The 16249-nt window shown below is 59.4% G+C and carries 6 protein-coding genes; 4 read left to right on the top strand and 2 right to left on the bottom strand.

Features of this window, described 5'->3' with window-relative positions; translation table 11 throughout:
• Positions 1–67 precede the first annotated feature (67 nt).
• Both ACERIT_RS07070 and ACERIT_RS07065 read left to right on the top strand, forming a co-directional pair.
• Positions 68–2707 (top strand): VirB4 family type IV secretion system protein, encoded by a 2640-nt coding sequence (locus tag ACERIT_RS07070; protein WP_373674141.1) that lies wholly within the window; start codon positions 68–70, stop codon positions 2705–2707.
• A gap of 160 nt (positions 2708–2867) precedes the next feature.
• On the top strand, positions 2868–3326 hold the full coding sequence (locus tag ACERIT_RS07065; RefSeq protein ID WP_123623000.1) for a hypothetical protein: 459 nt from the start codon (positions 2868–2870) through the stop codon (positions 3324–3326).
• A 95-nt stretch (positions 3327–3421) separates the two neighbouring features.
• Here the strand turns inward: ACERIT_RS07065 and ACERIT_RS07060 are convergent, their stop codons facing one another.
• A complete protein-coding gene (locus ACERIT_RS07060; protein WP_373674140.1) occupies positions 3422–4114 on the bottom strand; it encodes a M48 family metallopeptidase in 693 nt (230 codons plus the stop codon).
• A 142-nt stretch (positions 4115–4256) separates the two neighbouring features.
• On the opposite strand from ACERIT_RS07060, the gene ACERIT_RS07055 reads away from it, so the two are divergent.
• Positions 4257–5564: an IS4 family transposase gene (locus ACERIT_RS07055; protein WP_373674139.1), complete on the top strand. Its 1308-nt coding sequence runs from the start codon at positions 4257–4259 to the stop codon at positions 5562–5564.
• Here ACERIT_RS07055 and ACERIT_RS07050 read toward each other — a convergent pair.
• The gene (locus tag ACERIT_RS07050) at positions 5561–6175 is read right to left on the bottom strand and encodes a hypothetical protein (protein ID WP_373674138.1); all 615 of its coding nucleotides are present in this window, start codon (positions 6173–6175) and stop codon (positions 5561–5563) included. The genes ACERIT_RS07055 and ACERIT_RS07050 overlap by 4 nt on opposite strands.
• Before the next feature lie 1211 nt (positions 6176–7386).
• Here ACERIT_RS07050 and ACERIT_RS07045 point away from each other — a divergent pair.
• The gene (locus ACERIT_RS07045) at positions 7387–14505 is read left to right on the top strand and encodes a hypothetical protein (protein WP_373674137.1); all 7119 of its coding nucleotides are present in this window, start codon (positions 7387–7389) and stop codon (positions 14503–14505) included.
• Positions 14506–16249 lie beyond the last annotated feature (1744 nt).

The raw sequence follows: 16249 nt of genomic DNA, 5'->3' as shown, positions 1-16249 counted from the left end.
GCCTTCTTTGCGGAAAGCTATCAACGGGCGAAACCATTTACCGAGGCACTACGTATCCCACGATAGCATGAGTAGCGTCCCAGTAGCCTGGGTACTCGGAATAGCATCTGCTACCGGGCAAGTGCAACAGATCATTCAGACGATCCAGCGAGCGATCCAAGGCGGCCCGAACGCTCCGTCACCATTCATTCTTGTCGGCGTCGCTGTCGGCGTCGCCCTCCTCCTCGGTCTCGGTATTCTTGCGTCACGTCGATTTGTTGGTTCGGCTCAACATCCATCTACAAACGCAATGAAAGGCGCACCTGAGACGGAGGCCAACAGCGGCGTTCTGAATCGTCTTCTCTCTCGGCTTCTCGGTAGTTTTGGATCTATCCCTGGTGCCGGTACCTCCGCCCGAACAGATCCAGCCAACGTCAACCTCGAGGAAATCGACGACGAAACCTTCGACCGCGCCGTCAGCATCCTCGAACAGGAAGGCCGGGAGACGAGTCGGGCAAACATCCGTGAACAGGTTGCCCGCCTCATCGACTTCGAGGCCGCCGACCCCGACGAATTCCGCCTTGGACTCATCCAAGACGCCGACAGCCAAGCCCAGATCGACCAAGCGAGTGTCGCCCCACCAAGTATCGTCCCCGAAGATCCAACCACTCTCTACCGGAACGGCGAATTCGTCCGTATCCTCACTCCCGCAAGTGCTCCCGAGAGTGTCTTCGGTGGCTGGCTTATCAACCTCACCACGACCAATCTTGACGTCCGCGTCAGCTACCATCACTCTCCCCGCGATCCTACAACGATCCGCGGTGCCCTCCAGGACCGTCTCACCGAACTCCAGATCGCCCTCTCTCGGAAGGAGGAAAAGGGCGCGACAGACTATCACGAAGACCTCAACCGCCGAGAAGAACTCGATCGTCTCCTTCGTCGCCTCACCGAAGGGACGACTCGACTCTACGACATCGGTATCTACATCGAAGTCGCTGGCAGTACCCGCGATGAACTCGAAGAGACCGCTCGGAAGGTCCAGCAACTCGTGGCTGACCGCGACGTCGAACTCGTTCCCCTTGAATTTCGCCAACTTGAATCTCAAGACGCGATCGCACCTGTCGTCTCCGACCCCATCCAGAACACGGACCTTATGGAACACGACGCGGCGGCCACCCTCTTCGGCTTCGTCGAGCCCGCCATCGCTCACGAGGACGGTGTCCTCTATGGCTTCGATGAGACCGGAAACCCTGTCATCGTCGACCGATACAGCCTCTCCGGCTTCTCTAAAGTCATCACCGGGAAGATCGGGTCCGGAAAGACGTTCGCCGCAAAACTTTCTCTCTGGCGCCGTCTCCTCATCGACCCTGAATTCACCGCTATCGCATTCGACCCCACCGGTGACGACTTTGTCGACTTCTTCGAGACCCTCGGTGGCGATGTCGTCACCTTCGGTGGCGACGTCACCATCAACCCGCTCGAAATCCACCGCGGTACGGGTGAGGCTGAAGACCCCTACAAGGACAAACTCCGTTCCTTGACGGGGATGGTGCGGACGTTCTACGATCAGAGCGGTGACAGCCTGAGCGCCGAACGTGCTGGCCTCATTCAGCAGGTCTTCCACCTCGCATACCTTATGTACGGTATCACTTCCGAACCCCGCACTCACGAACGCGAAAACCCCACTATGGAAGACGTCCTCGACATCCTCAAGGCTCTTGCTGATGGTGAGGATCCACTTGAATTCGTCAGCTACCAGGGAGATGCTACCGAACTTCACCGTGAGGAACGCGACGAGCTCGATGAACGCGTTGACGAAGTCACCTCCCGACTTCAGTCGAAGGACGATAGCAACCTCAAGTCCGAAGCCAACAGCCTCCTCCGCTCGCTCGAAGCCTTCCAGCCAGGTGGCGTCGCTGCGAACCTCTCTGGGAAGACGACCGTCGACCTCGAGGACGAGCGGCTCATCGTCTTCGATATGAGTGCCTTCCAGGATACCAATCAAGCCCCTCTCCTCCAGCACGTTATGCTTGATTGGAGCTACCAGCGGGCTCGCGAGAACTCCCGCCGGATGGAGGTCATCTTCGAGGAGGTTCACTACCTGCTCAGTCAGAAATCTGCCCGCTCGCTCATCGGCCTGTTCACCCGCCATTCCCGACACTTCAACGCTGGCTTGACGCTCATCTCCCAGACTGCAGAAGAATTCATGCAGGAGACTGACGATGTCCACTCACCACGCGCGATCTACGACCAGTGCGACATCAAGCAGCTGTTTTACCAGGAATCAATTTCAGACGAGGTAATCGACTACTACGACCTCTCCCCAGCTGATGTCGAGGCCATCCAGAGCTTTGCACGTGGGCAGGAATCCGAGTTCAGTGAATGTCTCCTGAGCGTCACCGGAATCGCGCGTCGACATCTCGAAATCCACGCGAGCGAGCTCACGGTTGATCTCCTTACTGAACCTGAGACGGCCGCCGCAACCGCTCAGTTGGTTGAACAGCGTCGCCAGCAGGCTGCCACCGCTCGCAGTGAACAGACTACCACCCAACCAGAGGAGAGCACCGAGACTGCCGGTGGTTTGGGGGAAGAAGGTGCTGAGAAGGAAACTACTGACTCCAGTACGACACCCAGCGAAACGAGTGAGCCACCAACTGACCCCATCACAGACGGAAGTGGGGGCTCACCCTCCTCTGGGGACACTGCTGACGACACTAACTCCGAATAATACCCTTCCATTCTCTTCTCGCTCCGTCTACCTTGCCTCTCGTCATCTCACACTTCCCCTATAGTCCATCAACAGAGTCGGAGAGAACGGGTTTTCGACTGTACCCCCCGGTGGAGTTAAGTGTTAGACTAGCATGGTTCAAACTAACCGGGAGACAGATATGACCAGCGTACTCCTCGGTGTCCAGCTCGTAGCTTTTGCCATCGCGGATGCCCTCCCTGGTGGCCTACGCGGGCTTGGACTCCTCACGGCTGCCCGCGCACAGTTCGCGACGATAAAAGCCGACCTGATGGCTCAGGCCGCGCCGATTTGGACTCGGCAGATGAGTGTGATCTTGCAGGCAGACTGTCCAGATGGGACTGAGGTTAGCTCAAATGAAGTCATCCAGTCCATCCATAACATCAACGACTTCATCTTCCTCCTTGGATGGACGCTCGTCCCTGGAGGATTCGTCCTCGGAGGTATCCTCTACTTCTACGGCTGGAACCAGTCTTGGAAAAAGCGGGGCCTCCGGCTGATGGTTGGCGCGGTCGCGATCGCCGGCGTCATCCTCCTTTGGGGCGCTATCGCTAACCTCATCCAGTGGGCGACCGGCGGCACTTGTGCGCCCACCACGTAACGGCGTTGAGTGGATCACTGGCGCTGGCAGACTACCGCCTTGCCGTCCCCACCTTCTCGGCGTCATCAGTAACTACAACCTTGACCACGCTCTTGCTAACGCGAGCTGCTACCCCCCTGTCGCTCTCGGAGCACCGCAATCCTATCCTCGACTGAGGGGTGAACTCGAAGGAACCACTCGATAACAAACGGAGCCCCCCACGGAAGGGACGACGTCTCCGTCTTTTTCGAACTCTCCCTCGCTCGGAGATCGGCAACCGACTGCAATGCGGTTATCGCGGTCTCACTTCCCACCCGTTGTCGTTCGTATTCGTCGGCAGCCAACTCAGCTCGGCGAACCCACCGTACGAGGCCGAACCGGAACCCGAACGCGAGAATGCCCATCACCACACCGAATGTCTGCATCGATGGCGAAACAACCGCGAGTATCCCACCGACACCACCGAAGAAAATCAATCCGGCCCCAGCAGCGAGGCGAAGATGTCCAAGAACGTGATGCCCGTGCTCGTGGTGGAGGATTGCGCGGAGTGATTCTGGCGAAATACTGTCATCTTCGAGGAGGTTCTCGCCAACGAAGACCCGGCGAAAGGGCCAGACACCCGCCGCCATCACCGTCGACCGAAGCCCCACCGTGGCAACCCAAATCGACGTTTGAGGGTCAGCATCGATCTCCTCTGGTACGATCGCTGCGTATTCTTCAGGTGTGAGCGGCCGCGCCATATTCAGAAACGGCAAGAGCGTGATTGCGAAGAACAGGTGGGTGAACGCGAGCGCCCAGGTCACCGGCATTCTGAGCTCAGGTGGAATCGGCAGCGCCGTCCACGGTGCTACAACTAGTATAAAGAGTCCACCAACGACCATTCGTATTCGGTTAAGGGGCTAAATCGCAAGCCGACGGCTACCTGAACTCGTAGTACGAAGGGGAGGTTGAATGAGACTCTCCCCAGACGCAATTACGTCGCTGTTGACTTCGCTGTTTCCGTCGGGCATGATCGACGACCTCGCGCGTGAGCGCGATGTCGTCGTGAGAAAGCGCAAACTCGATGTCCGCGTCTTGGTCTGGACGGTGATTGTGGGCTTCGCCGTCGGCGGCGAAGCCCGCTCAATCGCTGGCTATCGCCGGACGTACAACGGCGCGACCGGTCAGAAGCTCTTCGCCTCCAGTTTCTACGACCGATTCACCACGCAACTGGAATTGCTTCTCCGCGACCTCCTCGACTACGCCGTCGAGGAGGTCGCTGTCCCTCATACCGTCGCTCCAGCGTTCGAGCAGTTCCGCGACGTGGTCGTCGCTGACGCCACGGTGGTACGGTTGCATCGGTTCCTTTCAGCGTTCCCTGCGACCCATCCAGATGTCTCTGGGATCAAGCTCTATCTCGTCCACAGCGTTACTGCGCAGTCGGTGATCGCCCGCGCGATCACCGACGAGCGCACCCACGAGAGTACCCTCTTCAAGACCGGATCGTGGCTACGTGGACGGTTGTTCTTGCTGGATCTCGGCTTCTTCAAGTATCATCGGTTTGCATTGATCGACGAGAACGACGGGTTCTTCGTCAGCAGGCTGAAGCGGAGTGCGAATCCGGTGATCGTTCGAGAACTGCGGGAATGGCGCGGTCGCGCCATTCCGCTCGAAGGCAAGCGGGTCTTCGATGTTGTTGGCGATCTGTGCAGGGAACACATCGATGTTGAGGTCGACGTCCGGTTCCAGCGGCGAGCATACAAGGGCAAGCGGTCGTGGGACACCAAGCGGTTCCGAGTCGTCGGCGTCCGGAGCGCGGACGCCGACGACGGCTATCGATTGTACATCACTAACTTGCCAAGCGGTGAGTTCACTCCAGAGGACGTGGCGACGCTGTACCGTGCTCGGTGGGTCGTTGAACTGTTGTTCCGTGAGTTGAAGTCGCAGTACGGTCTTGGTCGCTTCCAGACGGAGAAGGAACACATCGTCCGGATTCAGGTGACGGCGGCTCTGCTGACGCTGGTGGTCAGCAGAGCCATTCTTCGGCTCTTCGTCGATCACGCTCACGACCAGGGAGACAACTGCGTGTTTCCGACGGAACGCTGGGCGACGACCTTCCGGTCGTACGCCCAGCAAGTCCTCTCGGAGATCGTCGTTTCGTTCAGCTATGAACCGAATCTCCCGGATACGTGGTATCAGGAAGCGAGGCAACCGTCTCCATCACGGCTGACTCTCTTAGAGGAGGTGAATGCAGCGCTGTATGCTGGTTTCACGTCTTAACCGAATACGAATGCACCAACGACCAACGCAACCCGGAGAGCGTGATCGTGGCGCGCCTCCGGCGTCTCAAGATGATTTGTCGTCTCTCTCCAAAACATCGAGATGAACGGCGCACCTGTCACCGCCAAACACCCGAAATAGCTCGCAAGGATGAGCATCGGAAAGAGTCCTTTGACGACGATATTCGGTGAGGGCATCGGGTATTCTGGCGTTAGTCTAACAAAGATCACCCAGACCAGAGTGATGAATCCGCCACTGACGATAGACCCCCCTAAGAACAGCACGAAGAAGTTGTTCAGGTGATCTGGAAGCCAAGAGATCCACTGAAAGCCTTCGAACACTTCATATTCTTCCGAGGCGGTTTGATCCGTGTTTTCCGATGATTCCGTCGACGTCGATGCCTCTTCGCGGTTCAACCTATACTCATCGTAACGGTTTACCGCAGCACCGATCTGCCAGCCAAGTCCCACTGCGATAAGCATCGGGACCGTCACCCCGACGAAGAGCAGCGCCGTCGCCGATGTAACCCCAAACACGAATCTGATCAGAACATAACTGAAGCCCGCCACTATAGGGGCAATAAAAAATACACCCAACCCCCACCAGACCAACGTATCGACCGGCGAAGGTAGCCACGCAAGCGACGAACGAGCCTCGGATAGGACTCGTCGCCACCGTGGACAGGGGCTTGAGTCGCTATTCGGGGTCATCTTTTACCGTAGATCATGCTATCTGAACCCAAAAATTGTCCGGGGGCTCCAGTCCCTTGACCCACAACTGGTTATGAAAACGATTGCTTAGGAGACACCAGCGCCTCGACTGAGCGAGCAATCGATCGGCCCAAAACTCCCGAATAGTATTTTACGCTGAGCAGATGAAATATCTGTAGAGGCCACTACTGGCTATGCCGACGCTCCCAGCCTTCACTCGAGCTTGGCTCTCGCCGGCCCCGCTCACCGATGACCATACCCAGTCGCCGCCCGATGTAAGGACAGATCGTACTTCGCATTCGTCGCGGTCGGAAGAGCCGACCCAGACGTCTCGATCCACTCGCTCAGGCCGCCCGAGGAATCGCCGTCCTCTCTACAGTGTTCTGTTGACACTGATCGTCATCGGTATCCTACTTACGGCGGCCACTGGCCCAGCTCTCGCAGCACACTCCGCTGACTCCACGAGTACCACAGAGAGCCAGAACCTCTCTTCCACTTCGCTGCAATCCACGAATGCAACCTCGCCGTGCCAAACTCAGAACGATAACTCGTACGGATGGACGGAACACTACGCGTGTATCCAAGTTCATCTCTACCAGCAGAATCAGGATCTCTCGATCTTCCCAGAAGACGCAACACAGGCCCGGGAAGCTGCGAAGAACGGAGAGTCGGCTGAAACCATCGAGGATTGGCTCTTCCGATACTATCGTACGGAGCAATACCCTGACTGGTGGATGCCGTCAGAGGAACAGATTGAGCAAACCCCGAAGCTCAAGCTCTATCCACTCACGAACGAAACAGTTCACGAGTACGAGACCACTCAATCTCTCTCCGTGTTTCCGGAGGATGCTCGAGCCGTCCGATTCGCGGCAACTCATAACGCAACGGTGAACGAACTCCGGATGGCCCTCCTCAACTACTACGCCGTTCAGTGGGATCAGGGCTGGCGGCCGGACTCAGAATCATCCACGACCACCACAACCAACACAACCGCAGGAGGCGGCTCAAACGGAGGAGACTCGGAGGCTACGGCCAAGCCGAGTTCAAGCCCCGCTTGGTATGCTCCGTATCTTAGTGGGATCGTCGACGCCGCAAATCAATTTCGTGGATGGATGAGTGGAGTGCAGGAGTTCATCGGTGGGCTCCTCATTTGGAGCTTCAAGAATCCCATTATCGCAGGGATTGTCATCTTCACGTCTCTCGTCGTGTTCCTCCTTCTCGGAGTCGCCCGTCGGATGCGGCGGACGTGGACGGCGATGCTTGCGGTCTGGTCTCGATTCGTCCGCGCGGTCGTTTGGTTGGCCGATACTATTGGCATCGGAACGATTCGACGAATACAAATCAAATTCTTCCGATTCCGTCGCACCCTCAACGTCTATGCTCACGCGCTCGCAGCGATGACTGGCTGGGCAATCCGCGAAGGGTTTCACCGTGTCGACCGTACGGTCACAGCCTACGTCACCGACGAAGACTCCAGCACGTGGTCGTATATCGCACCACCCGCTCACGCACGCGCCAGTAGGGCAGCCGATGCCGCCGTCTCGGAGACAACGTATGCGAAGAGCAAGCACCTCCTCGATCCTCTTGATGCACCAGCCGTGTACGAACTCGATGAGGATGAACCACCGCGACCAGGAGACGACCTCTGGTACCGCATTACGGCCTCCGATCAGCCGGCCTCACCGGAGACAATCACCAAACAGATCGAAGGTCTACCCAATCTCACTGACGGGCTGGAAGTCATCATCCGATCGGCACCTCACGACCCCGAGATCGGAGGAGAAGAAAGCGAGCTTCAAACTACTGAAGGCGATGGCAACCGACTCGCAATCGAGGTTCTAATCCACTTCATCGAGGACGGCCAGACGAGCACGCTCGACCGGACGAAGCACAACTGGGTACGACAAGCCTTCGGTGGTCCCGACTACGACGTCACGCCCGTCGCGACGACGCTCCAGCGACTCCTGCGTGCCCGGCCGTACCGGCGGTGCAAGCATCTTCTCGGGAATGATGCGCCCCCATCGGCGACGTTCCCTTGGAGTAACGCGCAATCATCGGACGCCGCGACAGACGGTGGGCGGACTCTCGACGAGGACACGCCCACACCGAGCGAACGCGCAGCTGCAGCCGAGGCGATTCCTCAACGGTACTTCCGAGAGCATCTTGAGGATCAGTTCACTGCGGTTTGCCCGGAAGCGCCCGTGAGCTATCCACTCGGTTCCCGAGGAACCCGCCGTTGGGACTTCCTCCAGCGACTCAACGTCTTCGACGAAACCGCTGCCGAAGAAGCCCCTCCGATGGAAGCCGCTCTCGATGCACTCCTCGAGACCGACGAACCTGCACTACTCCGTGCCCGGATTACATCCGCAGGCGACCTCAGCGACATCATTCGGCAGAAACTCGACGTCATCGAGGGTGAGGAAAGCACCCAGTTCGACAAACGAACGAACCGCCGTGGGCGTAGCCGTGCGACACCAAGCTCGGGAGAGAATACCACCGAGGAAGACCGGGCTGCTGCTCGAGAACGAGAGAGTAGTCGGGTCCGTGGGGAAGTCGCGAGCGCGGAAGGGACACGGAACGAAGAACTCCAGAACAAGGGTGTGACTCGGAGTTTCAAAGTCACGGTGGATGTCTTCACCCAACCCACACCCTTCTTGAACGACGCCCTCGAAGGGACTGCTGGAGGGTCAGTTGAACCCTCCTCAGAGGCCCACCCCGTCCCCTCCCCCCTCTTCCATTCAGACGAGGACTCCACCTCTGCCTCGACAAATACGGCGAGTGACGGGGGCGTCTTCACCGAAGAACAGCCCGATCTCAACGAGATAGAAAGTACTGCCGATCTATCTGGTTCCGACACCCACATCGAGACCTTAGCGAGTCGAGGTGACACTCTCCGAGTGACTCCCGAGACGCTCGCTAAAGCCGCAGCCGGCCAGCGAACTACGGCTCGCGACGACGCCTGGCGGCTCGCAAAAACGTGGGCGACTGCTGCTGACGGCGAGTTCAACAAGCTCACTGAACCACCAGAGAACAGCCGCCTCGCAAAGTGGGCACGGCAGTTTGGATGGCGGAGACATACGCTCGGACGGCTCCGTGACTCGTACCGCTTCCACCGCGCTCAGGAGTATGCCGGCAGGGCACCCAAATTCGGTCTACACTACTCGCTCCGTCGCCGCTGGCCGATCGTCCTCGCCGCCGCCGACGAACTCCCATCGTTCACGGCACTCCCGAGCACCAGCGCCGTCTCGGACGACCTCGCAGCCCATATGGAACGCCAACTCTCCCACACAGCCCCACTCTCTGAACTCTCTCCTGCCGAGGACAACGAAATCATCGGTACGGACATTGACGGGGCCACGCTCGGCTATGCGTTCGATCGTCTCCACGCTAGCGACCTCACTCGTCCCGTCAAACATCGCACGGACTATATGGACCGGTCGATCCTCCACCAAGGGCTCCCCGGCTCCGGGAAGTCTGTCGACCAAGCTCACGAGATCGTCGAGCGTCGGAAGGCCACGAACGGCCCCATTATCATCTACGCCGGCCCCGGCGCAAACGTCGGTGAACTTGCTGTGCGCGGTCTCTTGGATGAATTCGGCGGAGACTGGGTGCGCGAGCACGTCCACTGGTTCGATATGCCTGAGGTTCTCCCCGGACTAACGGTCTTCGACACACGACCCGCCCAACAGGCTGACGACGCCCACGGCAACCCCCAGGCTGCAGAGAGCGTCGCGACCGACGACACCTCTCCCCAGCACCCTGATATCGCTTCCAAGGACACCAGCTGGGAGACACACGGCTCACAGGTTATGCAGACTGTCCGGAAGATAGCCGAACTTCTGATGGGTGAGAGCGACTTCCAGAACGCCCGCGTGTCTCGTGATGTCCTTCGGGCCCTCGGGACGGCTGGCTTTTCACCACACACATATCCGACAGGCGTCGATGGCACGCCTGCGTACAAGCGGAAAGGCGGTGATACCAGCAATAACACGCTCCCAACTGCCGACGACCTCGTGAGCGGCGGAAATCGCTCCAACGATGAAAACGAGGACGATTCAAGATCTCGACAGCCCACCGTGATGCCGTTCCGCTGGGGGTACGACGCCAGCCCGAACGTCTATCCCCTCTGGCAGCTCCAAGAGCAGACCCAGCAGGTCACCGAACTGACGAGGTTGATGGATCCGGATATTCCGATCAATCCTAAGGATTTACTGCCTGATCCGGGCTCGCACGCAGTCAATCGGAATATGGAGACGCCGTTCAACAATCAACAGCACACCGCCCAGCAGATCCTCGGCGGTGTCACCAACCGTTTGAACGCGCTTACGACGGACGCCCGTCTCGCGCCCCTCTTCAATAACACGACCCGGCGGTTCTCCTTCGCCGACTTCCTTTCTGGCGATCGCCAGAACGACGTCCTCATTTTCGACGTTGAGGATCTCGATCCGGACGCCCAGCGTGACTTTGTCCTCACACACGAGCTTCTGATGCAGTACGAGTTCGAACTCTACAAGTCCTTCCTCAAAGAGGAGGCGACCGCGGACGATTACTACGTCAGCGTCTTCATTGACGAGGCCGGCCGTCTCGTCGAACCGGATGACCTTGCGAAGATGATCGCCGTCGCCCGCAACCACTCTGTCTCCCTCTCACTCGCTGTCCAGACGCCCGACCAGCTCTTCGACGCCGACACCGACAACAGTGTTGGCGACGACCCGACGTACGCCGAGATCATCGGTAATATTCAGACGACCGTCGTGCGTGCCGGTGAAATCACGCGTCAGCAGGCAAAGGCGCTTTGCCCGGCCGACCTCGAGGTCGAGGACTTCATGGATCATGTCCGCGATCTCCCCGTCGACCACCGGCTCGTCCAGTATCCGACACCTTCCGAAGGAACACGGTCTCAGACCATCGAAATCGCCCGCATTCCACTTCCGAACTGGCATCAGGATGCCGAGGAACCCCCCGAAGGCTACGATTCTCGCGAAGATTTCGAGGAGGCCTTCCGAGAGGTTCGCGCCGACGTCATCGACCAGACGAACGAAGAGTACGGAATCCCCGACGACGAGTCAGAATCGGCTGTCCGTAACCGGGCGATTCTCAACATCCCCGAACTCGCCCACCATCTCACAATAGACGACCCACTCCTCCCGGTTGTCCTCGCGTGGGCGACTTGGATAGTCGCTCGTGACCCACCCAACGGGCCCGGTGAAGAAACTCTGCACAGCGTCTCCAACACCGACAGCAAGCTCCCTGACCTCGAAGACCCAGTTGAACCAAATAATGATTCGACGATAGAGGACTCCCCGGCTGAGGAAGTCAGCGCGATAGATGTCCTGTCGGATGATGCAGGACCCGATGAATACACAGCTGAATCGGTATCTACCAGTCGCGAGAACGATTCTCCATCCACTACGAGCGAGCAGCCAGATACGCTGTTCGACTCAGGTGGGTGGGCTCGCGACCAGTGGGATGAGGCGAAGACCGAGCTCACCCAATCCAATACCGAGCGCCAGACTCCTCACTCGGCCGCTGAGAGATCAGGGCCTGCGTCCAGTCTTCATCACGTCCTGAAGGGAAGTATGACGACTGACGAGTGGGAGGAGCTTACCAACCTCCTCGAGAAGGGGAAGTCGCTTTCCCCAGAGGAATGGGCGATTCACACCGACCTCCCGACGTACCGGAAAGACGAGGAATCCATCCAGGCTCGTGCGCTCAACAGCCGCGTCGCGACTCTCCTTAACCAAGGTATCCTCACCGAGGATGAAGTGGCCCGGATTCAGGAACTCATCGATTTCGCACGGGATACCGGGAACTGGCCACCGACTGCGGTTCGTGATCGTCTCGACACGGAGTCCGAAACTGCGCCAGCAGACAAATCGTCTCCCGAACAGCAAAGCGCCACTGTGGATAACGAGAGTGTGTCCGCGGCGATCGAACGCCGCCGGACCAGTGAGAGCAATTCTGTTGGGATCGACCCGTTCGATGGGGAGGAACCACGATCCGGAACGTACCGCTGGGTGCGCCTTGACGAGATGTACCGCCGGCTTCGCCTCGAAGTCGAGAAAGTCCTCGCCACAGAGGGCCTCAACGAGGGAGAACGTAATCGTCGCCGCGATGCCCTCCCCTCGCTCAAGGCGTGCGCCGATGAGATCGAGGCGTTAGGCACCATTATGACCCATCGGGGCGTCGCTGGCGACACTCCCATCCCGGAAACAGACGGTATCTTCGAGATCGAACTCGCGAAGCACCGTGACGACGTCCCCGGCGACGAGGGCTACGCCATTCGGTTGACTCCCGAGGGTGCTCGTCTCCTTCTCGAAAACGTCTTTTCGACTGGCTGGGTCGCAACCGCTGGGACCGATACTCACGATACCGGCCTTCGAGACGCTATGACGGCACTCGAAGACGCAGTCCCCACCCGAGTCAGTGGCCGGATCATCGACCAAGACACCGGGGACATCCCGGACGCCGTCCTCACAGTCTTCGCCAGCGAGCCTACGGAGTGCTTCGCTGACGACATCATCTCATGCACAGTCGAAGAGGAGACCGACCCACGTCGACACCCCACGAAGAAACTCCGTAACCTCAAGAAGGCGCTTAACACTACTACGAAGAGTGGCGAATGTCGCCTCCCCATCTTCGTCGCCGAAACGCCGTGGGACGAAGACGCGGGGGCCCCCGACCTTGGACCTGCCACCGCATTATCGAACATCCTCCGTGATCCGATGAACACTCAGTGGTCGGGTCGCCGGTTCTACTCGCAATCGAACACGCCAATCGAATTCGACGGCGGCGCCCGCGACGGCGGTGTCACCGCTGTCGTCCCCCGATCGGACACAGAGAGCGCCGGCGCGTCGATCTGGGTTCGCAACCCGGACCCCGACTCGGACGACTGCCTCCTCGTCGCCCCGACCGCCGACGACATCGGCCATCCCGATGACGAGGATATACACCTCCGTATCGCTCCCGGTGACTTCCAGAACCTCACTCCCTCGAGCATCCCGTACCGGGCGACATGTCCCCCGAGAAGTGCAAACGAATCAGCTCGCTATATCGTCGAGACTCCGGGTAGCGAACAGACGTACAAGTACGAGACGGAAGAGCGGTTCCGTGAGGATTGGGTCCGCGTCAACAAGCCATTCGTACCCGACATCGAATTCCGGCACCCGGACTACCCGGAAACCGCATATGCCATCCTCGTCCGATACGAGCCGCCCCGCGCCGGCGACGATGCACAGGCACGTATCGCCTGGTTCGATCATCGGACCTCGGACGACGAGGAAATGGGGACGCTTCGGCCCGTCGAGGACCTCATCGAAGCGATTCAGACGGACAAACTCAAGCCGGCGTCCGCTGACCCCGGAACGGCACCCGAGTGGACTCACGAAGACGAAGTCTCGACCGACGAAGCGCAAGACTCTGAAGTGGATGAGGAAGACACTGGCGCGTCATCATCGACGGACGAGGCACCAGGCGAATCCACTCCCGAGCCATCTGACAACAAGGACGAAGAGCTTGACGGTGATGATACTGACACAACGCAGTCCGAGGAGGGAGAGACAGACGATACTTCCGAACCACTCCAGGATGAGGGGAAAGCAGCTACCGCCGCGTTCATCGCGGCTTACCTCCGTCCTGCACCGAACAACGTCGTGGACGTAGATATCGCCTTCGACCGTTGTCAGGAATTCGCGAGCACGCACAACCTCGTCCCACCAGAATCAGAGGACGAGTTCGCAGAAACGATCGATTCCCTCTTCGATGCGTTCGACACGGACACCGGTATCGACGGAGATCTCTTCGACATCGATCGCAACGTCATCAGTGCCCTCGAAGAGGGATTCAATATCGTCTCAACGTCTGGTGGAAACGAAGACAGCACTCGAACCGTTATATTGGGTGTGAAGATGGTTGATCCCACAGAAGAAGACACGTCGTTCTTGACGGAAGCAGCGCCCGAGCAGTCGGCAGGTGGTGCGGCGTTTATTGCGAACCAGCTCACGTCCGACCCCGACGGAGCGCTTCCGAGTTCGGAAACCTATGACGAATACGTCGACACCGTCACCGACTGGGGATTCGAGTCTCTCCCTGACCGAGGTTCGAGTGTGACGTTCAAACGGTTCCTCCAAATCTGGGGTGCGGCGCTGTTCGGCGTCTCGGTCGAACGGAAACGCCGGCGGATCGACGGGTCGCCTACGCGGTGCTATACGCACCTCGAGTGGCGCGAGTAGCCTCTTGATTTTCTCTCTCAGTCTACCGCCTCGATCTCCCGTCTAATACTATGAACTCAAACTGATATTTTTCGATAGTACCCCATCTGACGGTGTCCCTTAATCCTTGATTCTCTGGAACTATTACTGAATTGCATATTTTGGAGAAACCACCGGACAGCACGGTAATACAAAACTGGAACGGTAAATCGGAACGCGAACCTCTGAGGACTCACAAAATCACCATACAGCGTCGGGATGGTAAACTGGAACGCCAATCATTAGCATACACTCCCGCAAAGACCGGATCCTTTTGCAAACTGGAACACCGTGCAGTTTTGCGGTTTTCGCCGGAAACCTGGACACATCTACGCACCACCACACACCAGCATCTCGATAAACTGGAACGCCGCCCTGTCTTGCGATTTCGGACCTATAGTCAACTCCGTGCTCAGAACACCCTTCGAGCGGCTCTCCGCACTCTCGAAACTGGAACGCTACGCAGTCTAGCGATTATCCCCGGCTATCGAGAAACTGGAACACCCCCTTTCCCACTAGTATAGAGGGGGCAGATTCGTGTGAAAGGGGGGTACCGGTGTGTTCCGGCGAGCGGGTACCCTGGCAGCGGGTACAGGCTGGCCCCCTGGGCGGTCGTCGGGGACGGATGTCTGGTGTGTATCAGACTGTGGAGAACTCGGTGGTCGAAGAGGGGAGGATTGACGGTGTGTATCGTGGGGGGATCGCGAGTCGTCGCAGCGCGGTGGTCGGCGGGTGCGTAGTTTCGAGGTGCGGGCAGCGAGCACGCGTCGAACGTGTCGGGTCGGGGGTGTGAGAGTGCGTACAGAGGTGGCGGTCGTGTCGCGGTGGTGCCCACACTGGGGCCGGCTGGCTGTCGCGTGGGATGTCTGGGACGTGCGTCTCGAGTGGCCTGGGGGACGTGCCGCGCATCGCGGCTCTCGCTCTGCGGTCTGCTCTCGACGTGGGGGGTCGGGGATGTCGACGTCGCGAGGGGACTGTTGCCCGTACTCAAGGACGTGGGGGTCGCGCTGTCGCGGGACGCTGTGGGGCTGTCGATGGAGCGCGAGGGCGTGGGCCCGGTGGCCGAGCGTGCGCTGTCGCCACCGCGTTCCGGGCGTGGTGGACGGCAGTCGATAGGCCAGCTGTCGCAGGGTGGACCCTCCCCGAAACGAATACGCCGTTTGCCTCGTAACCCGCGCTCGGGCAAATCGAACAGATTTACCCTTCGGGAGTCTTGCTTACCACGGTGAGTCACGCGGAATCGGCGAACCTTACCCGCGCGGAGCGCGGGTCCCTTTCACCGCTTCCACGCGCCTCACCGCGGACGCTGGCGATTCCGGGCGCGGGCTGGCGAGCACTACGGCGTACCTGCACCGCCCACCTCCCTCCAGTCTTCTTCGCCGCGCGCGGACTCCGTGGCACACCCGCGGGGAGATCACTTCCCGCGCCACCTGCGGCGGCGCGGGTCCCTTCTCCCACGCTGGGCGTGCCACTCCGACCGACGCTCTGGCGAAGATTTCCCACAAACCTGACGGTTTGATCGCGAGGGAGCGCGTGTGTCTTGAAGGTCCCGGTACACGGTTTGCCCTCAGTCGCCGCGCAGTGTGCCCGCGCCGAACCGCCCGGCGCGGTTTGCCTGCGCAGGCTCTGTCGGTTTGCCCGTGTACTGTCGACGGGGGATCATGCGCCTGCGGATTCCTTCCCGCGCCGCAACAGCCGCGGCGCGGGCCCCTTCCGCTGGGCGCTG

The organism is Halopenitus sp. H-Gu1, from assembly GCF_041821145.1.
In the GTDB taxonomy this organism is placed as follows: Archaea; Halobacteriota; Halobacteria; order Halobacteriales; family Haloferacaceae; genus Halopenitus.
Note: the sequence above shows the minus strand (reverse complement) of the source record. Positions and strands in the feature narration are given on the sequence as shown.

Excerpts from the sequence above, each read along its gene's own strand:
- ACERIT_RS07060 (WP_373674140.1), bottom strand. The coding sequence starts at position 4,114 with ATGCCGGTGACCTGGGCGCTCGCGTTCACCCACCTGTTCTTCGCAATC.
- ACERIT_RS07055 (WP_373674139.1), top strand. The coding sequence starts at position 4,257 with ATGAGACTCTCCCCAGACGCAATTACGTCGCTGTTGACTTCGCTGTTT.
- ACERIT_RS07045 (WP_373674137.1), top strand. The coding sequence starts at position 7,387 with ATGAGTGGAGTGCAGGAGTTCATCGGTGGGCTCCTCATTTGGAGCTTC.
- ACERIT_RS07065 (WP_123623000.1), top strand. The coding sequence starts at position 2,868 with ATGACCAGCGTACTCCTCGGTGTCCAGCTCGTAGCTTTTGCCATCGCG.
- ACERIT_RS07070 (WP_373674141.1), top strand. The coding sequence starts at position 68 with ATGAGTAGCGTCCCAGTAGCCTGGGTACTCGGAATAGCATCTGCTACC.